Origin of the sequence: Acidovorax sp. YS12 (assembly GCA_021496925.1) — a bacterium.
Classification (GTDB): Bacteria; Pseudomonadota; Gammaproteobacteria; order Burkholderiales; family Burkholderiaceae_C; genus Paenacidovorax.
On record CP053915.1, the window covers coordinates 128,689 to 151,330 of the forward strand.

The 22,642-nt window shown below is 65.0% G+C and carries 24 protein-coding genes and 2 tRNA genes; 18 read left to right on the plus strand and 8 right to left on the minus strand.

Annotated features, from left to right (window positions below):
• Positions 1 to 101 precede the first annotated feature (101 nt).
• Both YS110_00605 and YS110_00610 read right to left on the minus strand, forming a co-directional pair.
• The gene (locus YS110_00605) at positions 102 to 482 is read right to left on the minus strand and encodes an antibiotic biosynthesis monooxygenase (GenBank protein UJB63369.1); all 381 of its coding nucleotides are present in this window, start codon (positions 480 to 482) and stop codon (positions 102 to 104) included.
• 7 nt (positions 483 to 489) lie between these two features.
• The gene (locus YS110_00610) at positions 490 to 1,506 is read right to left on the minus strand and encodes an alpha/beta hydrolase (protein ID UJB63370.1); all 1,017 of its coding nucleotides are present in this window, start codon (positions 1,504 to 1,506) and stop codon (positions 490 to 492) included.
• A gap of 98 nt (positions 1,507 to 1,604) precedes the next feature.
• Between YS110_00610 and YS110_00615 the strand changes: the two genes are divergently transcribed.
• Positions 1,605 to 2,288 carry a winged helix-turn-helix transcriptional regulator gene (locus YS110_00615; protein UJB63371.1) on the plus strand — a complete coding sequence of 228 codons (684 nt, stop codon included), beginning with the start codon at positions 1,605 to 1,607 and terminating at the stop codon, positions 2,286 to 2,288.
• 70 nt (positions 2,289 to 2,358) lie between these two features.
• Here the strand turns inward: YS110_00615 and YS110_00620 are convergent, their stop codons facing one another.
• The gene (locus YS110_00620) at positions 2,359 to 3,051 is read right to left on the minus strand and encodes a Bax inhibitor-1/YccA family protein (protein UJB63372.1); all 693 of its coding nucleotides are present in this window, start codon (positions 3,049 to 3,051) and stop codon (positions 2,359 to 2,361) included.
• Between the two features lie 185 nt (positions 3,052 to 3,236).
• Here YS110_00620 and YS110_00625 point away from each other — a divergent pair, with 185 nt between their 5' ends.
• Complete coding sequence (locus YS110_00625) at positions 3,237 to 3,644, plus strand: heme-binding protein (GenBank protein UJB63373.1); 408 nt, start codon at positions 3,237 to 3,239, stop codon at positions 3,642 to 3,644.
• A 192-nt stretch (positions 3,645 to 3,836) separates the two neighbouring features.
• On the opposite strand, the gene efp is transcribed toward YS110_00625, so the two are convergent.
• Positions 3,837 to 4,391 carry an elongation factor P gene (gene efp / locus YS110_00630; protein ID UJB63374.1) on the minus strand — a complete coding sequence of 185 codons (555 nt, stop codon included), beginning with the start codon at positions 4,389 to 4,391 and terminating at the stop codon, positions 3,837 to 3,839.
• 144 nt (positions 4,392 to 4,535) lie between these two features.
• Positions 4,536 to 5,639 (minus strand): elongation factor P maturation arginine rhamnosyltransferase EarP, encoded by a 1,104-nt coding sequence (earP, locus tag YS110_00635; GenBank protein ID UJB63375.1) that lies wholly within the window; start codon positions 5,637 to 5,639, stop codon positions 4,536 to 4,538.
• Between the two features lie 47 nt (positions 5,640 to 5,686).
• Here earP and uvrC point away from each other — a divergent pair, with 47 nt between their 5' ends.
• The 16 genes from uvrC (at position 5,687) to YS110_00715 (ending at position 20,909) form a co-directional block, all read left to right on the plus strand.
• The gene (gene uvrC / locus YS110_00640) at positions 5,687 to 7,633 is read left to right on the plus strand and encodes an excinuclease ABC subunit UvrC (protein UJB63376.1); all 1,947 of its coding nucleotides are present in this window, start codon (positions 5,687 to 5,689) and stop codon (positions 7,631 to 7,633) included.
• 49 nt (positions 7,634 to 7,682) lie between these two features.
• On the plus strand, positions 7,683 to 8,246 hold the full coding sequence (gene pgsA / locus YS110_00645) for a CDP-diacylglycerol--glycerol-3-phosphate 3-phosphatidyltransferase (protein UJB63377.1): 564 nt from the start codon (positions 7,683 to 7,685) through the stop codon (positions 8,244 to 8,246).
• 237 nt (positions 8,247 to 8,483) lie between these two features.
• Positions 8,484 to 8,756 (plus strand): HU family DNA-binding protein, encoded by a 273-nt coding sequence (locus tag YS110_00650; GenBank protein UJB63378.1) that lies wholly within the window; start codon positions 8,484 to 8,486, stop codon positions 8,754 to 8,756.
• A 14-nt stretch (positions 8,757 to 8,770) separates the two neighbouring features.
• Positions 8,771 to 8,846: transfer RNA gene (locus YS110_00655), tRNA-Val, on the plus strand.
• A gap of 60 nt (positions 8,847 to 8,906) precedes the next feature.
• The gene (locus YS110_00660; GenBank protein UJB63379.1) at positions 8,907 to 10,814 is read left to right on the plus strand and encodes a SurA N-terminal domain-containing protein; all 1,908 of its coding nucleotides are present in this window, start codon (positions 8,907 to 8,909) and stop codon (positions 10,812 to 10,814) included.
• A 73-nt stretch (positions 10,815 to 10,887) separates the two neighbouring features.
• Positions 10,888 to 10,963: transfer RNA gene (locus tag YS110_00665), tRNA-His, on the plus strand.
• A 431-nt stretch (positions 10,964 to 11,394) separates the two neighbouring features.
• On the plus strand, positions 11,395 to 12,147 hold the full coding sequence (locus YS110_00670; protein UJB67304.1) for a DUF3363 domain-containing protein: 753 nt from the start codon (positions 11,395 to 11,397) through the stop codon (positions 12,145 to 12,147).
• 297 nt (positions 12,148 to 12,444) lie between these two features.
• Complete coding sequence (locus YS110_00675; GenBank protein ID UJB67305.1) at positions 12,445 to 13,110, plus strand: sigma-70 family RNA polymerase sigma factor; 666 nt, start codon at positions 12,445 to 12,447, stop codon at positions 13,108 to 13,110.
• The gene (locus tag YS110_00680) at positions 13,107 to 14,162 is read left to right on the plus strand and encodes a FecR domain-containing protein (protein UJB63380.1); all 1,056 of its coding nucleotides are present in this window, start codon (positions 13,107 to 13,109) and stop codon (positions 14,160 to 14,162) included. Before YS110_00675 ends, YS110_00680 begins: the two co-directional genes overlap by 4 nt.
• Positions 14,163 to 14,545: 383 nt before the next feature.
• On the plus strand, positions 14,546 to 15,889 hold the full coding sequence (locus tag YS110_00685) for a TonB-dependent receptor (protein ID UJB63381.1): 1,344 nt from the start codon (positions 14,546 to 14,548) through the stop codon (positions 15,887 to 15,889).
• 29 nt (positions 15,890 to 15,918) lie between these two features.
• Positions 15,919 to 17,004 (plus strand): TonB-dependent receptor, encoded by a 1,086-nt coding sequence (locus YS110_00690; protein ID UJB63382.1) that lies wholly within the window; start codon positions 15,919 to 15,921, stop codon positions 17,002 to 17,004.
• 1 nt (position 17,005) lies between these two features.
• The gene (locus YS110_00695) at positions 17,006 to 18,166 is read left to right on the plus strand and encodes a PepSY domain-containing protein (GenBank protein UJB63383.1); all 1,161 of its coding nucleotides are present in this window, start codon (positions 17,006 to 17,008) and stop codon (positions 18,164 to 18,166) included.
• Positions 18,163 to 18,360, plus strand: coding sequence for a hypothetical protein (locus tag YS110_00700; protein UJB63384.1), 198 nt, complete (start codon positions 18,163 to 18,165; stop codon positions 18,358 to 18,360). The genes YS110_00695 and YS110_00700 overlap by 4 nt, the downstream gene beginning before the upstream one ends.
• Before the next feature lie 104 nt (positions 18,361 to 18,464).
• Positions 18,465 to 18,716 carry a LysR family transcriptional regulator gene (locus YS110_00705; protein ID UJB67306.1) on the plus strand — a complete coding sequence of 84 codons (252 nt, stop codon included), beginning with the start codon at positions 18,465 to 18,467 and terminating at the stop codon, positions 18,714 to 18,716.
• 61 nt (positions 18,717 to 18,777) lie between these two features.
• A complete protein-coding gene (locus YS110_00710; protein UJB63385.1) occupies positions 18,778 to 20,424 on the plus strand; it encodes an NAD+ synthase in 1,647 nt (548 codons plus the stop codon).
• A gap of 146 nt (positions 20,425 to 20,570) precedes the next feature.
• A complete protein-coding gene (locus YS110_00715) occupies positions 20,571 to 20,909 on the plus strand; it encodes a P-II family nitrogen regulator (protein UJB63386.1) in 339 nt (112 codons plus the stop codon).
• Between the two features lies 1 nt (position 20,910).
• Here YS110_00715 and YS110_00720 read toward each other — a convergent pair whose 3' ends face one another.
• The 3 genes from YS110_00720 to YS110_00730 form a co-directional block, all read right to left on the minus strand.
• Positions 20,911 to 21,504, minus strand: coding sequence for a TIGR00730 family Rossman fold protein (locus YS110_00720; GenBank protein ID UJB63387.1), 594 nt, complete (start codon positions 21,502 to 21,504; stop codon positions 20,911 to 20,913).
• Complete coding sequence (locus YS110_00725; protein ID UJB63388.1) at positions 21,501 to 21,902, minus strand: diacylglycerol kinase; 402 nt, start codon at positions 21,900 to 21,902, stop codon at positions 21,501 to 21,503. Before YS110_00725 ends, YS110_00720 begins: the two co-directional genes overlap by 4 nt.
• A gap of 208 nt (positions 21,903 to 22,110) precedes the next feature.
• Positions 22,111 to 22,629, minus strand: coding sequence for an RDD family protein (locus YS110_00730; GenBank protein UJB63389.1), 519 nt, complete (start codon positions 22,627 to 22,629; stop codon positions 22,111 to 22,113).
• Positions 22,630 to 22,642: the final 13 nt, after the last annotated feature.

The window sequence follows — 22,642 nt, forward strand, 5'->3', positions numbered from 1 at the left end:
CCTGCCGGGCGCCGGATGCGCGCTTTGCGTGCGTGCCGGCGTGGTGGCAGCGCACTGATGCGGTGCCGTGCACCGCCGGGGGGCGTGCCGCCAGGCGCCCGCTACCGGTCGTGGCCGCCCTGCACCCCACCCCGCACCCCGTGCGCGGCCTGGCTGTCGGCCGGCGCCTGATCGCGCCGTTCGGCCATTCCATAGTCGCGCAGCACCGTGGCGACGCGCAGCCGGTAGTCGCGGAAGACGCCGGCGCGGCCCGCGCGCTGCGTCGTGCGGTGGTCCTCATGGCGGCGCCAGCGGGCGACCGCCGCTTCGTCGCGCCAGAACGACAGCGACAGCAGCTTGCCGGGGTCTGCCAGGCTCTGGAAACGCTCGACCGAGATGAAGCCGTCGATGCGTTCGAGATCGGCCTTCAGCCGTGCGGCGTGGTCCAGGTAGTCGCCCTGGCGGCCTTCGGCGGGGAATACTTCAAAGATCACGGAGATCATGGCGTGCTCAGTCCTTTGCCTTGAGGAAGTCGTTGACGGCGGCATGGAGCGCCGCCCGCCCGGTTTCGAGGTGCATCAGATGCGTGGCGCGGGGCACCTTGACGTCCGACACCTGCCGCGCATGGGTGAGCGCCTGCCGCAGCCAGGCGGCGTCGGCATCGCCGCACAGGCTGTCCCACGCGCCCCGCACGATCAGCGTCGGCGCCTGGATGCGGCCCGGGTCATAGGCGAGCTGGCCCGACCACGCCGCCATGATGTCGGCCAGGGGGCCGTTCGGCGTGCGGACGCTGGGCGGCGTGCGCGCGGCGCTGGTCGGGTCCAGGCGCAGGTAGAGCGCCGCCCAGGCAGGGAAATCGGCCTCGGCCAGCACGGCGGGCGCGCCCGCGGGCACGTCCTCGACGAAGCGCCGCTTCTGCGCCGCCACGGTGAGGAAGCGCCAGGGGCCAAGCTGGGGCACCCCGCCCAGCGTCTCGCGGCGCACGACCGGCCCGAAGAGAACCAGGCGCTCCACCCATTCGGGATGCTCGCCCGCGAAGCGGCCCGCGGGCATCGTGCCCCAGGAGTGGGCGATGATCGAGACCTTCTCCGCGCCTGTCTCCGCGATGATCGCGCGCACGGCCCGCTCGATCTGGGCGGCGGCATCCGGCGTGCGGCCGAGCGGTTCGCCTTCGGGCGGCGTTGCGTGGCGCATCGCCGGGTAGATTTCCGATCGGCCGTAGCCGGCGAAATCCAGGCCCCATACGGAAAAGCCGGCGTCGTTCAGGGCATCCGCCCACGAGCGGCCCGCGAACCTGAAGAAGACCGCGTTTTCCGATGCAAAGGTTGCACCATGCACGTAGAGCACGGGGCGTTTGCGGTTGGCCCGGCCCTCGGCCTGCTCGAAGAGTTGCAGGCGCGGATGCCAGGATTGGCCCGGCGCGGATGCATGGCCCTCCAAGGTCACGGATCGAAGCGGGGTTTGCGCCATGGCGGCAGTTCCCCAGAGGGTGGCAAGCAGCACAGTGGCCGCGCGAATGAAAAGCATGGTTCCTCCAGGCGAGCCGCCAGCTTAGCCAGCCGAATGGCGCTGATGCTTTGGCACGGGGCGAAACATCGGGCCAGCGGGCGTGGTAGGGTCATCGCATGATGACGGGACCGAATTTCGCCAGCATGGGCGCGCTGATGGGCGACCCCGCGCGCGCCGGCATGCTGATCGCGCTGATGGGCGGGCAGGCGCTGACCGCGGGCGAGCTGGCGCGCGTGGCGGGCATTGCCCCGGCGACTGCCAGCGGCCATCTGGCGCAGTTGCAGGCCGGAGGCCTGCTTGCCGTGGAGCAGCAGGGGCGGCACCGCTACTACCGCCTGGCCGGGCCTGATGTCGCTGCGGCGGTCGAGGCGCTGATGCACCTGGCCGACCACCAGGCGCAGCGACGGCGCATCCGGCCCGGCCCGAAGGACGCCGAGATGCGTCTGGCACGGGTCTGCTACGACCACCTCGCCGGCGAGCGCGGCGTTGAACTGCTGGTCCGGTTGACGCGCCAGCAACTGATCACGCTTGACGACGGCGCAGTCGAGGTCACGCCCCGGGGCGAGCGCACGCTGGCGCTGGCGGGCATCGACGTGGCGGCACTGAGGTTGGGCAAGCGCCCGGTCTGCCGCATGTGCCTGGACTGGAGCGAGCGCCGCGCGCACCTCGCGGGCGCACTGGGCGCGGCACTGCTGGAGCGGCTGTTCGCGCTGGGCTGGGCCCGCCGCGCCGGCAACTCCCGCATCGTGCGGTTCACGCCACCTGGCGAGGCGGGCTTTGCGCGATGGTTCGGGCCGTAATGCAGCCCGGTGGGCCTGCATGAAAAAAGGCCCCGAAGGGCCTTGCAAGAGAAGTGGGGGAGGGGACCGTTCAGTCGCGCTCGCCGCCCATGATGCCCAGCAGCGCCAGCAGGCTCTGGAACACGTTGAACAGGTCCAGGTACAGGGCCAGCGTGGCGCTGATGTAGTTGGTTTCGCCGCCGTCGATGATCTGCTTGAGGTCGTACAGCATGTAGGCGCTGAAGATGCCGATGGCGGCGACCGAGATGGCCATCATGCCGGCCGAGGAGCCGACGAACACGTTGATGACGCTGCCAACCAGCAGCACCAGGGCGCCGACCATGAGCCACTTGCCCATGCCCGAGAGGTCGCGCTTGATGACCGTGGCGAGGCTGGCCATCACCACGAAGACGCCCGCCGTGCCCGCGAAGGCGGTCATGATGAGGTCGGTGCCGTTCTTGAAGCCCAGCACCATGCCGATCAGGCGCGAGAGCATCAGGCCCATGAAGAAGGTGAAGGCCAGCAGCACGCCCACGCCGGCGGCCGAGTTCTTGGTCTTCTCGATGGCGAACATGAAGCCGAACGCGCCGCCAAGGAACACGATCAGGCCCAGGCCGCCGCGCAGCGACTGCGTGATGCCCGTGGCCACGCCGACCCATGCGCCGAGCACGGTGGGCAGCAGGCTCAGGGCCAGCAGCCAGTAGGTGTTGCGCAGCACCTTCTGGCGCTGCTCCTGGGATACGGCATAGCCCGTAGAGCCCCAAGTGGTCATTTCGTTGTGCATTGTGTGTCTCTCCGGTTGGTCTGCATGCGAGTACAGGAAGCTGGGCATTCTAGGCGGTGGTTTTTCGTGTGTTATGCAATACCCGAAGCCACAGCATCCTTTTTGGGTGGAATTGTTTTACCTGCGGCCGCAGGGATTGCGCCGCTATCCTTGGAGTTCTTGTATTTCCGAATCGTTCAACCTTTATGAAAACCAAGCCCGAACTCGAACTGGCCGATGTCAAGAAGATCGCCGCCGCCGCCGAAGCCGAAGCGCTGCAGAACCAATGGGCCGTGACCATCGCCATCGTCGATGACGGCGGCCACCTGCTGTGGCTGCAGCGCCTGGACGGCGCGCCCGCAGTTTCGTCGCACATCGCCCCCGCCAAGGCGCACACGGCGGCCCTGGGGCGCCGCGAAAGCAAGGTGTACGAAGACATCGTCAACGGCGGCCGGACCTCGTTCCTGTCGGCGCCCGCGCTGCAGGGCCTGCTCGAGGGCGGCGTGCCGATCATGAAGGACGGCCAGTGCCTTGGCGCCGTGGGCGTGAGCGGCGTCAAGTCCTCCGAGGATGCGCAGATCGCGCGCGCCGGGATCGCGGCCCTGGGCCTGTGACGCTGGCGTTGGGCAAAGAAAAAGAGCCGGGCCCGTGAGGGCGCCGGCTCTTTGGCTTGGTGCAGGGCTTTGCCGCACGGGGCGCGTCGTACGGATTTGCTTTCAACCGTCTAACGTCGTTGGCTCGCCTTGCCGTGCTACAGCACTGTCTGCGGCTTCCCGCCTAGTTATACGGTTGAATGCAAACCCGTATCAGACGCGCTTGCGGTATTCGCCGGTGCGCGTGTCGATTTCGATCTTGTCGCCCTGGTCCACGAACAGGGGCACGGCCACCTCGAAGCCGGTGGCGATCTTCGCCGGCTTGAGCACCTTGCCGGAGGTGTCGCCCTTCACGGCGGGCTCGGTCCAGGTGATCTCGCGCTCCACGCTGGTGGGCAGTTCCACCGAGATGGCCTTGCCGTCGTAGAACACCACTTCGGCGGCCATGCCATCTTCGAGGTAGCTGATGGCGTCGCCCATGTTGGCGGCTTCGACTTCGTACTGGTTGTAGTCGGTGTCCATCCACACGTACATCGGGTCGGCGAAGTAGGAGTAGGTGCACTCCTTCTTGTCCAGGATCACGTTGTCGATCTTGTCGTCGGCCTTGAAGACGACTTCAGTGCCCATGTTGGACAGCAGCGCCTTGAGCTTCATGCGCACGGTGGCGGCGCCGCGGCCGCCGCGGGCGTATTCGGTCTTCAGGACGATCATCGGGTCCTTGCCCTGCATGATGACGTTGCCGGCGCGGATTTCTTGAGCGATTTTCATAGCGTAGTGCTTGGGTTGGAGCCGCTGCCTGCAAGCCGGGGCGGGTGGGGCGGATGCCCTGGAGCGGCCGGTGCGGACGGTTCGCGGCGGAAGGCGGCCATGGCGAAGATGCGTACCACCTTCCATAGCGCAAAACCACGGATTTTAGCTTTTTTCCGCTACAAACCCCAGTAGCTGGGTCAATAAATCCGGCTGTGCCAGCAGCCTGTGCCGTGCCGCGCGCGCGCAGCCGCGCCATTCCGCCAAGGTGCTGCTGTCCAGCGGCGGCAGGGCAGCAGCGGGCTCTAGTCCGTTCCATTGAGCGTGCCAGCGGCGCAGCGTGGGCGGGGCCTGCAGCCAGTCGAGAAAGGCGTGCAGCTTGGCGTGGTGTGCGTCGTCGTGCTGCGGGTAGATCTGCCACACGAAGGGCTGGCCGGCCCAGAGCGCGCGCACCAGCGAGTCTTCGCCACGCACGAAGTTCAGGTCGCAGGCCCAGAGCATCTCATCGAAGTGGGGCTGGGCGCACGGTGCGAGGTATGAAAATGTGAGCTGCATGCGCTTGCCTGGCAAGGGTTTGAGGCCGTTTTGGCTCTCAATCGCCTGCACCGCGGCGGTGGCGCGGCTCGGGGTGACCAGCAGGTGGGAGGGGGCGTGCTCCAGCACCGCCAGCAAGGCGGGCAGGGCGGGTGGCTCGTAGCAGAACAGCGACACGGCGAGTTCCCCCGGCGCGATGCCCTGGCGCGTGCGCCAGCGTGCGCGGTCGAACGCTGCCTGGCGCGCGGGCAGGCCGGGTTCGCGCAACAGTCCGCCGGTGGCGGCGGTGAAGCCCGGGTAGAAGAACCAGCGCGTCAGTCCCGCGCCTGGACCGTCCATGAGGGGGGAGGGCAGGCGGTGGCAGCGCTCCACGTAGCTCTCGGCGCTCAGGTATTCGAGGTTGATCCACAAGGGTTTTCGGGCTCTAGCCCTTGCTGCGCAAGCGGTGGCAGCTATGAATCCGGGAGCAATCTCGCAGCCGAAGGCTTCCACCACGACATCGCCCGGGCCGTCGGCGGGCGCGGCCTGGGGCCAGGCGCGCACCTGCACGCCGGGCGCGCCGCCGGGCGCCATCCAGGCCAGGGCGCTGGCGTCGTCGGTCCACAGGCGCACGGTGTGGCCGCGCGTCCCCAGGTCGGCTGCGAGGCGCCAGCACACGCCGATGTCGCCGAAGTTGTCGATGACCTGGCAGAAGATGTCCCAGCGCAGCGGCGCGGTGGTGGAGTCGGCGTTCATGCCCGCGATTGTCGGTGCGGGCATGCCGCCATGCGCACAATACCGCCATGCATGAAGCGCACTCCGAAGAACTGCTGGCGCAGGTGGCCGCCCTGCCGCCGCTGCCCGGCGTCTACCGCTATTTCGACGCCGCTGGCACGCTGCTCTATGTGGGCAAGGCGCGCAACCTGAAAAAGCGCGTGGGCAGCTATTTCAGCAAGAACCACGGGGGCACGCGCATCGGCCACATGGTTGGCAAGATCACGCGGCTGGAGACCACCGTGGTGCGCTCCGAGGCCGAGGCGCTGCTGCTGGAGAACAACCTCATCAAGTCGCAGCACCCCAAATACAACATCCTGTTCCGCGACGACAAGAGCTACCCCTTCCTGAAGATCACCGGCGTGGCCGCGCTTGATGGCCAGGGCGCCGCGCCGGGCCAGCGCTTTCCGCGCATGGCGTACTACCGCGGCGCCATCGACAAGCGCCACCGCTACTTCGGCCCGTACCCGAACGGCTGGGCGGTGAAGGAAACCATCCAGTTGCTGCAGAAGGTGTTCCGCCTGCGCACCTGCGAGGACACGGTGTTTGCCAACCGCACGCGGCCCTGCCTGCTGTTCCAGATCAAGCGCTGTACGGCGCCGTGCGTGGGCCTGGTATCGCCCGAGGCCTACGCGGTGGACGTGCAGGGCGCCGAGGCCCTGCTGCGCGGCCATGCCCAGGAGCTGCTTCAAGGGCTGGAGGCGCGCATGCTCGCACACGCGGAAAAGCTGGAGTTCGAGCAGGCCGCGGAGCTGCGCAACCAGATGCAGGCGCTGGCGCGCGTGCTGCACCAGCAGGCCATCGAGACAGCCGACGACAAGGACGTGGACATCCTGGCCGTGCGCGTGCAAGGTGGGCGCGCCTGCGTCAACCTGGCCATGGTGCGTGGCGGGCGGCACCTGGGCGACCGGCCGTACTTCCCGGTGCACGTGGACGACGCGGCGGCGCTGTACGCGCCCGAGGACGGCGCCGAGGACGCAGCGCCCCCGCCGGTCGAGCAGCAGGTGCTGGCCGCCTTCATCGCGCAGCACTATCTGGGCGTGCCCATGCCGCCGGTGCTGGTGGTGGGCGAACCCGTGGACAAGGGCCTGCTGGACGCGCTCGCGCAGCAGACCGGCCAGCGCGCGGCGGCGGTGCACCAGCCGCGCGAACAGCGCCGCGCCTGGCTCGACATGGCGCAGCAGAACGCCGATATCCAGCTTGCGCGCCTGCTGGCCGAGGAAGGCTCGCAGCAGGCGCGCACGCGCGCGCTGGCCGAGGCGCTGGACCTGCCGGTGGAGAGCCTGGATGCGCTGGTGATCGAATGCTTCGACATCTCGCACACGGCGGGCGAGGCCACGCAGGCGTCGTGCGTGGTGTTCCACCACCACAAGATGCAAAGCAGCGAATACCGCCGCTTCAAGATCGAGGGCATCACCGGGGGCGACGACTACGCCGCCATGCGCCAGGTGCTGCAGCGCCGCTACCGCCCCGTGGCCGAGGCGCAGCGCGAGGCCGGCGGTGCCGAGCCACAGGCCGGCAAGGCGCGCCTGCCCGACCTGGTGCTGGTCGATGGCGGCAAGGGCCAGGTGGCCATGGCGCGCGAGGTGTTCACCGAGCTGGGGCTGGACCTGACGCGCATCGTCGGCGTGGAGAAGGGCGAGGGCCGCAAGGTCGGCCTGGAGGAACTGGTGTTCGCCGACGGGCGCGAGAAGGTCTACCTGGGGCGCGACTCCGCCGCCTTGATGCTGGTGGCGCAGATCCGCGACGAGGCCCACCGCTTCGCCATCACCGGCATGCGCGCGGCGCGCGCCAAGGTGCGCGTGGGTGGCAGCCGGCTGGAGGACATTCCCGGGGTCGGCCCGCGAAAGCGCGCGCGCCTGCTGCAGCGCTTCGGCGGCGTGCGCGGCGTGCAGGACGCGAGCGTGGAAGACCTGGCCACGGTGGAGGGCATCTCGCTGGCGCTGGCCGACACCATTTACCGTGCGCTGCGCTGACCCGGCTTTGCCTGCGGCCACGGGTTGTGGCGTGCCACAATCGCGCACCATGTTCTTCACCATCCCCACCCTGATGACCTGGACGCGCATCGTCGCGATTCCGCTGATCGTCGGGGTGTTCTACGCGCCCATCGAGCCGGCCACGCGCAACCTCATCGCCACGCTGATGTTCATGGTGTTCGCCGCGACCGACTGGCTCGATGGCTTCCTGGCGCGCAAGCTCAACCAGGCCTCCGCGTTCGGCGCATTCCTTGACCCGGTGGCCGACAAGTTCCTGGTGTGCGCGTCCCTGTTGGTGCTGGTGCACCTGGGGCGCACGGACGTGTTCGTGGCGCTCATCATCATCGGACGTGAGATCGCCATCTCCGCGCTGCGCGAATGGATGGCGCAGATCGGCGCGAGCAAGAGCGTGGCCGTGCACATGATCGGCAAGCTCAAGACCACGGCCCAGATGGTGGCCATCCCGTTCCTGCTCTATGACGGCCGGGTCCTGGGTATCGATACCGGCCTGTGGGGCATGGTGCTGATCTGGGTGGCGGCCGTGCTCACGGTGTGGTCCATGGTCTACTACCTGCAGAAGGCGTTGCCGGAGATCAGGGCACGCGTCAAATGACGAGCCGGGGCCGGCTTCTGTTGATAGGCAAGGGCGGGCATGGCGCTGCCATGGAGACAAAAAACCGCCGCCAATCCATGCCGGTGCGCAAATGCGACTAGAATTCGCCGAGGCGCCGCTGAAGACGGCGCGTCCTGTTTTTTGGAGGATCGGCTGCTCTCTTCTGCCATAGCCCCTGGCATGCAAGAATCGCGGAGCACGAGACATTCCATCCACGTATTTCCCGAGAGGCCTCTTGTGAACAAAACCGAACTGATTGAGCACATCGCAACCAATGCCGACATCTCCAAGGCTGCAGCCGCGCGTGCACTGGAGTCGACGATCGAGGCAGTGAAGAAAACCTTGAAGAAGGGTGGCACGGTGTCGCTCGTTGGTTTTGGCACGTTTGCCGTTGGCAAGCGCGCTGCACGCACCGGCCGCAATCCCCGTACCGGCGCCACGATTAAAATCAAGGCCGCCAAGGTTCCAAAGTTCCGTCCGGGCAAGGCATTGAAGGATGCCCTGAACTGACGTCAGTCAAGGTGGGGTGCTTAGCTCAGTTGGTAGAGCGGCGCCCTTACAAGGCGTAGGTCGGCGGTTCGACCCCGTCAGCACCCACCACCGAACAAAGGCGAACGCGAGTTCGCCTTTTCTTTTGCCAGCCCTGAAAGATTGTTGACTATGCTCGAATCCATCCGCAAGCACTCCAAGTTCGGCATGATCTTGTTGTTCTTGCTGGTCATCCCTTCGTTCGTCCTGGTGGGCATCGATCGCAACTACTTCTCCGAGTCGAGCCCGGTCGTGGCGCGGGTGGATGGCCATGACATCAAACAGTCGGACTGGGACAACGCGCACCGGATGGAGAGCGATCGCATCCGCGCCCAGTCGCCCTCGGTGGACCCCAAGCTGCTGGATTCGCCGCAGGCGCGCTATGCCACGCTGGAGCGCATGGTGCGTGATCAGGTGATGACGGCTGCCGTGCAGAAAATGCATATCGTTGCCAGCGATGCGCGGCTGGCCAGTGCCCTGAAGGAAATCCCGGCGATCGCGGCACTCAAGCGGCCGGATGGCTCGCTGGATGCCGATGCCTACCGCGCGTTGGTCGGTGCGCAGGGGATGACCCCCGAGGGCTTCGAGGCCAATATGCGCCGCGATCTTTCTATCTCCCAGGTGCTGGGGGGCGTGTTGCAATCGTCCTTCAGCACGGAGGGGCAGTTCAAGTTGGCGATGGATGCCCTGTACCAGCGCCGTGAGATTCAGGTTGCGCGCTTTAACGCACAGGATTACGCGGGCAAGGTCGTTTCTTCGGATGCCGATCTCCAGGCGTTCTATCAAAGCCGGGCTGCCAACTTCCAGCAGCCCGAAGAAGCAACCGTGGAGTACCTCGTACTCGACCTGGATGCGGTGCGTGCAGGTATTACGCTGAGCGAAGACGATCTGCGCACCTACTACAAGGAAAACCAGGAGCGCCTTGCTGGCAAGGAAGAGCGCCGCGCAAGCCACATTCTCGTGAATGCCACCAAGGATGCTTCCGCACAAGTGCGTGAAACGGCCAAGGTGCGCGCCGAGGAACTGCTGGAGCAGGTGCGGAAAAATCCTGCCGGTTTTGCCGAGATCGCCAAGAAAAACTCCCAGGATTCCGGCTCGGCCCCGGGCGGTGGCGATTTGGGCTTCTTCGCACGCGGCGCGATGGTGAAGCCTTTTGAAGACGCTGTGTTCTCCATGAAGAAAGGGGACATCAGCGATGTGGTGGAGAGCGACTTCGGGTACCACATCATCCAGCTCGCGGACGTGAAAACGCCGCAGCCGCCGAGTTTTGAGCAGGTGCGCGCCAAGCTGGAAGCTGAACTCAAGCAGCAGCAGGCCCAAGGCAAATTCGCCGAGGCGGCTGACGCCTTCTCGAATGGTGTTTACGAACAGGCAGACAGCCTGCAGCCCACGGCCGAGAAGCTCAAGCTGAAGGTCCAGACTGCGCAGCATGTCGCCCGCACGCCGCTGCCAGGCGTTCAGGGCCCGTTGGCCAATCAGCGTTTCCTGGAGGCGCTCTTTTCCTCGGAGTCCATTGAGAACAAGCGCAATACCGAGGCGGTCGAAGTGGGGCCGAGCATGATGGTCTCGGGGCGCATCGTCCAATATGCGCCAGCACGTACGTTGCCTTATGACGAGGTGCGGGACCGTGTACGTGCCATGTACGTGGCCGAGAAATCCGCCGAACTGGCGCGCGCAGAGGGGCAGGCCAAGCTCGCATCGTGGAAGGGGGATGCGACAGGTGCCACGGGCCTGTCTGCTGCCGTGACCGTCGGGCGTGACCAGTTGCAAAGCCTGCCGCGTGCCGTGGTAGATGCGGCATTGCACACGGGCATCGACAATCTGCCGGCATGGACCGGGGTCGATCTTGGCGGGCAGGGCTATGCTGTGGTCAAGGTCAATCGTGTACAGCCGCGTGAAGCCGCCAAGCAGGCGGAGGAAGACGCCGCGCAACGCCAGCAGTTCCAGCAGTGGCTTGGGACAGCTGAAGGCATTGCGTACTACGAGATGCTCAAGGATCGCTTCAAGGTGCAGATCAAGGCGCCGCGCCCGCAATCCTGAATCCTTCGGAATAGAAAAATGAAGAAAATTGGGTAGGGCGATAGGAATTCACTCTATAATGCAAGGCTCTACGGTGGCTGTAGCTCAGTTGGTAGAGTCCAGGATTGTGATTCCTGTCGTCGTGGGTTCGAGTCCCATCAGCCACCCCAAAAAATGCTAGTAAAAACAAGGACCTTCGGGTCCTTGTTTTGTTTCAGGGGCACGGCAGGGGCGAAAGACCTATTGGTTGTCTTTCCGCGCGAACAGCCATCTTCGCCTCGCCGGCCAACCTTCTGTTTGCGATCTTGGTCGCCGCGTTGGAGCACGCTTGTCCCCGCGTGGATCGCCGAGGCAAAGCGAACTTCAGGCGACTTGCCGCTGATGCCCCGCATTCATTCTGAACGAGGGGAAGGCCTCCTCTCATGACCGTCGAAAACTTCCGGCCATTCAGCGCACCCCACCCGAGCGTCTGCCGCGGGTGCTCGCCGAAGCTGAGGGGGAGGGTGTGCAGAATTTTGTGTAAACGGACAATCCACCGCCGGCGCAAGTCGGCGTGTCCGTAAGCACTATGAGCACCAAGAAACACGACGTACCTGAAGAACTGCTGTCTGGTCTGTTGGCCAATTACAAGAAACCTGAAGACCTGATTGGGGAGAACGGGCTGCTCAAGCAACTGACCAAGTTGCTGACCGATGCTGTGGCCGATGAAGTCAAGGCTTGGCATGTGCGCCGGCTCGAAGCGCTGCGCAGCCCCGGTATCATAGAGCGCGTCGCCGAAGGCGTCTGGAAGATTCCCAGCGACCTGCAGGCGCAAGCACAGCGGCACGACGCTGGCAAGGCCCAGGGCCAAACCATCGAACTGCGCTCCCACCTGCCCATCGACCAGCAGGTACGCGCCCTCGGCGCCACCTGGCTGGACCACCAACTGCTGGACGAAGGCAAGGCCCTGGCGCCCCAGGGCTTCGGCGCCCAGGCACGCGGGGCCATGGACCGCCGCGCCGACTTCCTCGCCGGGCAGGGCTTGGCCGAGCGCCGAGGCCAGCGCATCGTCCTGGCCCGCAGCCTGCTCGCAACCCTGCGCGACCGCGAACTGGCAAGCGCGGGCAAGCAACTGCAAGCCCAGACCGGCCGCAGCTTCCGCCCGCTCAAGGACGGCCAGCAGGCCAGCGGCGTCTACCGCCAGTCCATCCAACTCGCCAGCGGCCGCTTCGCCATGCTCGACGACGGCCTGGGCTTCACGCTGGTGCCCTGGCGGCCGGTGATCGAGCAGCGCCTGGGCCAGCAAATCAGCGCCGTGGTGCGCGGCTCCTCGGTGACTTGGCAACTCGGCCGGCAGCGCGGCATGGGTGTCTGATGGCTACCCGCCAGCAGGCACCCGGCCGGCCCGGCTGCACCGGCCACCACAGCGCAGCCCGGCGATGCCCATCGCCCCCGGTAAAATCACCTTCGATTTCATTCGGCCATTCGACATCCGCACGTAGCCAAGCCCGCCAGTCCCACGTCGTTCGCAGACGCACGGGGCTCCGCCAATCCGGATCAGTGGCGTACCGGTGCGCCCCGTGCTTTTCTTCCAGACCTTCGCCTTTGCTACCGCCGCCGCCCTGGCATGGCCTTGGGCGGCGCGGGCCTGCACGCCTGGTGGAGGCAGCGCATGAAGCGGGAGGAATACTCGCCCGGCGTCCCCGCCGAGCCGCTTGCCGCAGCCACGCCTGCCACCCACATCGGCCAGGTCTATGCACGCTGGCGCCGGGCCTTTCTGCGCGGCCTGGGCCGTGCCAGCAGCAGTGACACGCCGGCCGAAGACTCGCTGCACGATGCCGTCGTCAAGTTCATGGCGGCCAATGCCCCGCTGGCCAGCGCCGACGAAACCCGCGCCTACCTGCACAAAATCGTTCGCAACGGCATGGCCGAGGAAGCGCGCGAGCGCCAGGCTGGCCGCACGCTGCGCACCGTGCTGCTCGAAGACGCCGAAGCTGAAAACCTCGCCGCCCCGGATGACGCGGATCCGCTGCACGCCGCCGCCCAGCGCCAGCGCATGGCGCGGCTGCAACAGGCGCTGGACGAACTGCCCGAGCGCCAGCGCGAGGCCTTCGTCCTCCATCGCTTCGACGGCCTCACCCAAGACGAAGTAGCCGCGCACATGGGCATCTCGCGCCGCATGGTCGTCAAGCACCTGGGCCGGGCCATGGCGTACTGCGAAGTGCGCGTGCTGTATGCCAGCGCCGAGCAAATGCGGCTCAAGCACCCGCCGCGACCAGAGGGTGGCGACGACGAAGAACACGAAGGCGACACGACGAGCGCCCGCCAACCCCGATGACCATGCCGCATTTCCCCAGCGAGGCGCCAGACCTCGCCCTGCACGAAACCGCCAGCGAATGGTTCATGCGCCGGCGCGACGCGAGCTGGACGCCCGATGACGAAGCCGCCTTCCAGGCGTGGCTCGCAGCCGCTGCGCGCCACCAGGCGGCCTTCGACAGCGTGTCGCGCACCTGGGCAGACTTCTCCGCAATTCCGCGTCCTGCCCTGGCTTCCGACACAACCCGCCAGCGCCCACCCAAAAGCGCGGCCCGGCCGCCGGTGCGGCCCGCCGCCACCCAGGTGCCGGGCCGGCCAGGCTTCTGGGCCAGCCTGCCGGGCCACCGTGCCTTCGCGCCCGCCGCCATCGCGCTTTGCGTACTGCTGGCCGCAGGCGGCTGGTACCGGTGGGACAACACCCCCAGCTACACGCTCGACGTCGCCACCGCCCCCGGCGAGACGCGCCATCTGGACTTGCCGGACGGCTCGGTGGTCAATCTCAACTTTGGCAGCACGCTCCAACTGCGCTACTACCCGCGCCGCCGCGAGGCCGTGCTCGACCGGGGCGAAGCCTTCTTCAAGGTGGCTCCGGACCCGTCCAAGCCTTTCACGGTGGACAGCGGCGAGAGCCGCGTGGCGGTGGTCGGCACCAGCTTCAACGTGCGCGCGGCGCCGCCCCAATTCGTCGTCAAGGTGCTCGAAGGCCGCGTGCACGTCACGCCCAACCGCGCTGATCCTGGCCGCGTGCTCGCCCTGGGGCCTGAGCATGGCGTCTCCATCGACCCCGCCACCGGCAGCTACCAGCCCGTTGCCGCCATGGCCGAAAGCGTTGGCGACTGGCGTGGCGGCCGCCTCGTCTTCCGCCGCACGCCGCTGGCTGAAGTGGCGCAGGAGGTGGCGCGCTACCTCGGCCGGCCAGTTGTTTTGCGGGGCGACGGGCAGATCCAGGGGCTCGCTGTCTCCGGCTATGCCGACATCCGTATGCCTGGTGTCTTCCTCGACGCCTTGCCCAATCTTTTGCCCGTGCGCGTGAAGCACGAAGCGGACGGCAGCTATGTCATCAGCCGGCGCTGATGCCCGTGCAACCGGTTTAAGTTTCATTTTGTTTCAATTGAGTGTGGTGCACTGGGTTCCCAGTCAGGTGCCAATTTCCATTTATTGAGGTGAGGGTGCGGATTCTTTCGCGCCCCACAGCCTCCAGCCAAGCGCTCATTCCAGCCGAGCCCCCAGCCAAAGGCGCCAAGAAAAGCGGCGCGCACCCTGCGCGCAGGAGCCTTTGGCGGCGCGGGCAGCAAGCCCGCCGCCAAAGGCGGGCTGGGTCTTCATCCATCCGCTCGGCGTTCGCCCTCGAAGGGCTGGGCCGGCATGGACTGCGCTGTCTCAGCCCTACCTCCTGCGCGCAGGGCAGCGCCATGTGCAATCAACGGCTGCGCGTGCGGCCGGCAGGAGCGATACGGATGCAGAAGAAGGCAAAACTGAGGAGCGCACTCGCGCGAGGGGCATTCGTGGCAGGTGTGCGCCGCGATATTGCGTGGGGAATGTCTTTGCAGCCCTGCGCCGCAGCGGCGCTGATGGCTGGCGCGGTGGCGGCCATGGTGGCGCCCCAGGCGGCGTGGGCACAGCCGTCGGCGCAAGCCGAATTCAACATCCCGGCGCAGCCGCTCGACAGCGCCCTGCGCGTCTTCTCCGAACAATCGAAGCATCAAGTGCTGTTCGAGGAAGAAGCCGTGGCGGGCAAGCGCGCTCCCGCGCTCAACGGCCGCCTGGCGCCGCGCGAGGCGCTGGATCGCCTGCTGGTGGGCAGCGGCGTGCAGGTGAACAGCGCCCGGCCGGGCGTGTTCACGCTGAAGGCGTCGCCTGTGCAACCCGCGGCTGGGGATGCGGCGACGCTGGCGGAGGTGAAGGTGATCGCGCAGGCTGAGCGTGCTGGCGAATTGCCCGAAGCCTATGCGGGAGGGCAGGTGGCACGCGGTGCATCTTTGGGGGTGCTAGGTCGTACAGACTTTCTGGATGCACCCTTCAACATCACCAGCTATACGGCGCAATTGATCGAGAACCAGCAGGTGCGATCGGTTTCGGACATCGTGGCCAACGACTCAGCCGTGCGCTTGCAAAACGGTGCCGATGCGGTCAGCGAGGACTTTCGTATTCGCGGTTTCGAAGTCTCAGGGACTGACGCGACCCTAAATGGGCTTTCGGGCTTGGTTCCTGGTGCGCGAGGCCTGTTGCAAGCTGCGGAGCGGGTCGAGGTGCTCAAAGGCCTCAGCGCAGTGCTCAATGGCATGAGCCCGAGCGGCGGGGTGGGCGGCAACATCAACATCGTCACCAAACGGGCGCCCGATGATCCGCTAACGCGCTTTACAGCCAGCTATCTGTCCGATTCGAGAAGCGCAGGCCATCTAGACGTAGGGCGCCGCTTCGGAGAATCAGGAGAAGTTGGCGTTCGGGTGAACGGCTACTTCCTGAACGGCGACACCGCCTTGCCTCAGCAGTCCGAGCGCATCGGCCTGCTTGCTATCGGGGCGGATTATAGAAGTAGCAATACGCGGCTCGCCTTGGATGTCATCACGCAGGAACAAAAAGTTAAGGGGCCGGGGCGTTACGTGGGTTTTTCCGGCAATGTGCTGGAAGCGCCGAGCTTTGATCGCAATATATTTTCTGGAGAACAGTGTAATAAGCAGAGCACAGCGGTTGTTATCGGAGGGGAGCATAATTTCGGCAATGGATTTGAGGGGTTCTTCGGCATTGGGTATCAACGAGATAGCTCCGATTACCGTCCATTGTTGCGGCGGCTAACGTAGATGCTACCGGCATTTTTGCTGCGCGCAAGGTGTACAGCATTAGCGCCAGCGACAATATTTCTGGTCAACTTGGGCTGCGCTCGAATTTCAGCATTGGCTTTGTAGTTCACCGGGCAACTCTAAGCGTTAGCCGGTATGAGGCCGACAGATTTCTCGCCTATTCGTTCGGAACCTCCGTTACGTCCAGCATCTACCAACCAGTGGTAGTTCCGACCCCCGCCCGGCCTACAAGCAAGCCTAAAACCTCAGATTCCGTTCTCGACGGTATTAGGCTTGCAGATACTGCTTCGTTCCTAAGTGATTCACTGCTTATTACCGCAGGAGTGCGGCATCAGCGCGTGGCAACGAAGAACTACAACGCTACCGCCGGTGGCGTGAGCAGCCAGTACGAGCAAAGCGCCAACACACCATTGCTAGGCATCGTGCTCAAACAGTCGCCTAGTGTCTCTTGGTACGCCAACTATGCCGAAGGATTAAGCCAGGGTGGCATGGCCCCGACCAATGCGACCAATGCTGGCATTACCCTGCCACCCTACAAGTCTAAGCAGCAAGAACTAGGTGTAAAAATCGATATGCGGGGTCTAGGCACAAGTTTGAGTGTGTTTCAGATCGAGAAACCAAGTGCCAGTCTCGATGCCACCAGCAACCTGTACGCAGAGAACGGAAAGCAACGAAACCGGGGGATCGAGTGGAGCATTTTCGGAGCACCAACGCGCAATATCCGATTGCTTGGCGGTGTGACCTTGATGCAGGGTAAATTGGTCGAATCGGCAACCCTGGGCTTGGTTGGAAAACATGCGCCCGGGGTGCCTGGGTTACAGGTCAACATTGGCGCGGAATGGGATGTTTTGTGGGCGCCCGGTCTATCGCTGAATGCCCGACTGGCTTATTCCGGAAAGCAGTACCTGGACCAGTTGAATACTCAGCAGATTCCTTCTTGGACTCGCTGGGACATCGGTGCACGGTACAAGACTACGATTGCCGGTAAACCGACAACCCTGCGGCTTCGCATTGATAACTTATTCAATAAGAACTATTGGGAAAGTGTTTACACCGGCTACACCTCGTTGAGCAGCCCGCGCACAGCCACACTTTCTGCCACATTCGATTTCTGACATGCGCACTGCCACGTTGAAAGGCTGGTTGTGGGTGCATAAGTGGAGCAGTCTGGTCTCGATGACCTTTCTTCTAATGCTGTGCATCACCGGGCTGCCACTAATTTTCAAGGACGAAATCCACCACTGGCTAGACCCGCACCCGGAACTGGGCGAGGTCGCTCCAGGTACGCCCCGACCTACGCTACAAAATCTGGCCGAGCAAGCGCTGGCATCGCGCCCCGTGGGCCATGTGGTAACCGCCGTGTCGTTCGAAGAGGAGGAGCCCGATGTACTGCTCGTCAGCACGGCAGCCACGCTCGATCCGCCTCCCAATGCGCCTTGGCCGGGCCAGCACACGCACGCTTTCGACCAGCGTGATGGCAGGCTTGTATTGCAGGAGCCGCCTGCGCGTGAGGGCTTCATGTACGTGATGCAGCGGCTCCATGTGGATCTGTTCCTCTACGAGCCGGGCATGCTGTTCCTGGGTGCGATGGGCTTGCTCATGTTCGTGGCCATCGTCTCGGGCGTGGTGGTGTATGCCCCTTTCATGCGCAAGCTGGACTTTGCCACCGTGCGCGCTGCGCGCGGCCCACGTGTGCTGTGGCTTGATCTGCACAACCTGCTGGGTATCGTGACGCTGATGTGGCTGTCAGTGGTTACGCTCACCGGCGTGCTCAACACGCTGGCCGGACAGGTCGCCCGAAGTTGGCAGGCCAACGAGTTAGGGCCAATGGTCGCGCCCTACAAGCACGAGCCACTGGTGATGCAGCGCGCTCCGGTGGATGCGGTGATTGCCACCGCCCGCCAAGCCGCACCTGAGCATCGTCTGATCAGCATTTTCTACCCCGGACGGACGTTTAGCAGCCCAAGGCATTTCACTGCCGTGTACTTGGGAGATACGCCAGTGACCAGCCGCTTGCTGACACTGGCGCTGATTGATGCCAAGACGGCCGAACTGAAAGGCTTCGTCCCGATACCGTGGTATGCCAAGACGCTGTTCCTCTCTCGCCCGCTGCACTTCGGCGACTACGGCAGCCTGCCACTCAAGATCGTCTGGATGCTGCTGACACTCATGACCATTGTGGTATCGGGCAGCGGCATCTATCTGTGGTTGAGAAAGCCAGCAGGTAGGAAAGCCAAAGTGCGCTCGCCAACGGGAGCAAATGAGGCCGTCGCATGACACGTTCGCTGTGGCTTATCTTCCGCTGGCCTCTGCTGACTGCCATGGTCAGCATCGTGGGGCTTGTCTCGGCGCTGGTGGGGGATGGCATGTGGGATGCGCTGTCGTGGGCCACGCTGGGTATTCCGGCAGTGGGGTTCAGCGCGTGGTGCCTGCGGCCCTTCATGCAGGATGGCCGGCGCGAAAGGCAGTAGCACCGCATGCCTGAGCCAGCTTCGCCAGCCTTTGGGTCACGCTCTGCCCGGATGTTTTTTGGGGTGTCCAATGTGCTGGCCGGCTTGTTGACGGAGCCGGCATGATCGAGCTGCGCCACCTCCGCTATTTCCGGGTCGTGGCCGAAGAGCAGAATTTCCACCGTGCGGCCGAGCGCATTTCGGTGGACTTATCGGCGCTGTCGCGCGCCGTGCGCGAGTTGGAGGAGCACGTGGGCGTGTTCAGGTTTTCGAGGGGACTTCAACTGGTATGGGGCGATTCACTTCAAGCTTCAAGCTTGGAAGGCTTTTTTGTTTCCTATCGCCTGCTGTCCTGCGGCAAATGGATGCACGGGTGATAATTGCTGCTTTTCCCACTCATCTCATCCCCCGTGTGGTCGCAATGGTCGCAACTGGTTCATGACGCTCTCTATTTGTACTGCACAGCTCAACTTTGTCGTGGGGGATCTGCCCGGCAATGCGCAAAAGATCATCGCGGCTGCGCACGAGGCGCATGCCGCTGGCGCGCGCCTGCTGCTGACGCCCGAGCTGGCACTGTGCGGTTATGCTGCCGAGGATCTGTACCTGCGCCCGGCCTTCCTGGCCGCTTGTGAAGACGCCGTGCAGCAGGTGGCGCGTGAAACAGCGGAGCTGCAAGGCATGGCCATCGTGCTCGGACATCCCCAGCGCCGCGCGCAGGGGGGGCTTTGCCACAATGCCGCCAGCGTGCTGCGCCATGGAGTGGTAGAGCAGACCTATGCCAAGCAGGAGCTGCCCAATTACCAGGTCTTCGATGAGCGGCGTTACTTCGTGCCGGGCGATGCGCCTTGCGTGTTCACAGTCGAGGGCGTACGCGTGGGTCTGCTGATCTGCGAGGACGCGTGGTTTGCCGCCCCCGCGCGGCGTGCGGCCGCTGCGGGCGCCGAAGTGCTGGCCGTCATCAATGCCTCGCCTTTCCATCTGGGCAAGAGTGGCGACCGCGAGGCCGTCATGCGCGAGCGGGTGCGGGAGACGGGGTTGCCCCTGGTCTACGCCCATCTTGTCGGGGGGCAGGACGAGGTGGTGTTTGAAGGTCGCTCGTTTGCGCTGCAGGCTGACGGTGCACTCGCCGGACGTGGGCCTGGTTTTCAAGAAAAACTGCTGTTTTGCAAGGCACAGCAAGCGCAAGGTGCTCTCAAAATAGAAGCGGACGTTGCCCCGATGGGCACGCCCGAAGCCGATCTGTGGAACGCGCTGGTGCTGGCCGTGCGTGACTACGTGGGCAAGAACGGTTTTCCGGGGGTGCTCCTGGGGCTGTCCGGGGGCATCGATTCAGCGCTGGTGCTGGCCATCGCCGTCGATGCACTGGGGGCGGACAAGGTGCGCGCGGTGATGATGCCGTCACCCTATACCGCCGACATCAGCTGGATCGACGCGCGCGACATGGCGGCGCGTATGGGAGTGCGGTACGAGGAGATCGCCATAGCCCCTCCCTTCGAGACTTTCAAGGCGGCACTGGCGCCCGCGTTCGCCGGCCGGCCCGAGGACACGGCCGAGGAAAACCTGCAGGCCCGCATCCGGGGCACCCTGCTCATGGCCTTGTCGAACAAGTTTGGCGCCGTCGTGCTGACCACGGGCAACAAGAGCGAAATGGCCACGGGCTACTGCACGCTCTATGGTGACATGGCGGGCGGCTTCGCTGTCATCAAGGACGTTGCCAAGACCCGGGTGTTCGCGCTGGCGCGCTGGCGCAATGCCCACGACCCGTATGGCACTTGCGCCAACCCGATTCCGGAGCGCATCATCACGCGGCCACCCAGCGCCGAACTGCGCCCGGACCAGAAAGACCAGGACAGTTTGCCGCCTTATGAGGTGCTGGATGCGATCCTGGCCCGGTACATGGAAAATGACGAACCGCTGGAGGCCATCGTTGCCGCAGGTTATGACCGGGCCGACGTGGACCGTGTCACCCGCCTGATCCGGCTCAATGAATACAAGCGCCGCCAGGCCCCCATCGGGCCGCGCGTGACCCGCCGCGGCTTCGGCAAGGACTGGCGCTACCCCATCACGAACCGTTTCCGTGCCTGATTCCAATTCCAGATCAATCGATTGCTTTGTCGGCTTCGTTTGCCGTGCGTTAGCACTGTCTGCGCTTCGCCTTCGCGTGCTCGATCGATCTGGAAATGGAATGAGACGGTTCCCACCGAATCGATAGTTCCAAGGATTGCCCCATCATGAAAATGATCACTGCCGTTATCAAGCCCTTCAAGCTCGAGGAGGTACGCGAGGCCCTGGCCGAGTGCGGCGTCAACGGCCTTACCGTTACCGAGGTGAAGGGCTTTGGCCGCCAGAAGGGGCACACCGAGCTGTACCGTGGCGCCGAGTACGTGGTGGACTTCCTGCCCAAGGTGAAGGTCGAAGTCGTCGTGCGCAGCGAGGATGCGGATCGCTGCGTCGATGCCATCGTGAGTGTGGCCAGCACCGGCAAGATCGGCGACGGCAAGATCTTCGTCACCCCTGTGGAGCGCGTGGTGCGCATCCGCACTGGGGAACTGGACGACGCCGCTATCTGACTCAGATCACCGCGCGCAGCGGGGCTTGTTGCTTGGCGGAGCCCGCCGCCTCGACCAGATCGCGCAGCAAGGCGGCGCAGTCGTCGTTCATCTGCACAAGCCCCATTTGCCATTCGCCCATGAAGCCGCTGCGCACGCTGGATTGCAGGAAGCCGTCCAGGGCATCGTAGTAGCCCGCCACGTTGAGCAGGCCGATAGGCTTGTCGTGGTAGCCGAGTTGGCGCCAGGTCCAGACCTCGAACAGTTCCTCGAAGGTACCGATGCCGCCGGGCAGGGCGATGAAGGCGTCGCTGCGTTCGGCCATGATGGCTTTGCGCTCGTGCATGGTCTGGACGATGTGCAGCTCATCGCAGGCGTGGTTGGCCAGTTCCTTGTCCACCAGTGCCTGCGGGATCACGCCGACGACGCGTCCGCCTGCCTGGCGCGTGGCGTGCGCCACTTCGCCCATGAGGCCGCTGCGTCCGCCGCCATAGACCAGTTGCCCCTGGTGTTCGCCGATCCAGTGGCCCACGGCGCGGGCGGCGGTGGTGAACAGCGGGTCGCTGCCAGGGCGGGAGCCGCAATAGACGCAGATCGAAAAAGCGGGTTGTGTCATGGATAAAACCTTTGGTACAGGGCTGCAGACCAGATGCCTGCGCACACCAGCAGGGCCAGCAGCACGGCTGCGCTGCCCATGTCCTTGGCGCGCTTGGCGAGCGGGTGCCATTCAAGGCTGATGCGGTCGATGGCGGCCTCGATGCCGGTATTGAGCAGTTCGACGATCATCACCAGCAGCACGCTGCCTGCGAGCAATGCCACTTCGACCCAGTTCTGTCCTAGCCAGAATGCCAGCGGCACCATGACGAAGGCCGCGATGGCTTCCTGGCGGAAGGCTTTCTCATCCCATCCTGCGCGAAGCCCGGCCAGCGAGTAGCCCGTGGCGTGCCATAGCCGGTGGAGCCCGGTGCGCGCCTTCTGCGGGTTGGCCGGATGGGGGGGGGGGGGGGGAGACATGGGGTGCGATTGTCGCAGCGCTACCTAGGTGCTGTCCCGTAAATAGCTGCACGAAATGAAATCGATGGATTCGTGTTCAGGGCAAGGCGCAAACCGCAGCGATAGCCGTAGCTATCGCGAGGATTTGCAACGCAGCATGGCGGACAAAGGCACGATTTCATGTCAATGTTTTGGTGAAACGGAGTACTAGGGGGCCGGGTGTGGCTGGTCAGGCGTTGAGGGGCCGCTGTGCCTGCACCAGCCGCGTGCCTGCCAGGGCATCGTGCAGGAATTGGCGCTGCGGGTGGAAGCGGCTGAGGATAGCCCACACAGCGACCCAGCCCAGGAGCAGCACGGTGGATTCTCCGGCCGGCAAGCCAAACGGGGCGACGGCGGCCAGCGGTGGCAGGAACCACAGCCAACTCAACACGTAGCGCAGCAGCGCGCGCGGCTGCGTGAGCGGCCGTCCGTGGCTATCGACCACGCGGATGTGCCAGGTTTTCATGGCCAGGGTCTGGCCCTTGGCCCAGAACCAGGTGAAGTAGATGCCGAAGACCACGAACAGGAAGGCCTGCAGGCCATGGCGGTTGTCCAGTGCGTTGCGCGTCTGGCTCAGTGTGCTGAACAGGTAGCCGGCGATGAAGACCACGCCGAACATCAGCATGCCTTCGTACAGCCAGCAGGCCAGGCGCCGTGGCAGGGGTGGGGCGGTCAAGTCGGTCACGGCGGCGGCCTGGGCATGGGGCATGCGGGAGCAGTTT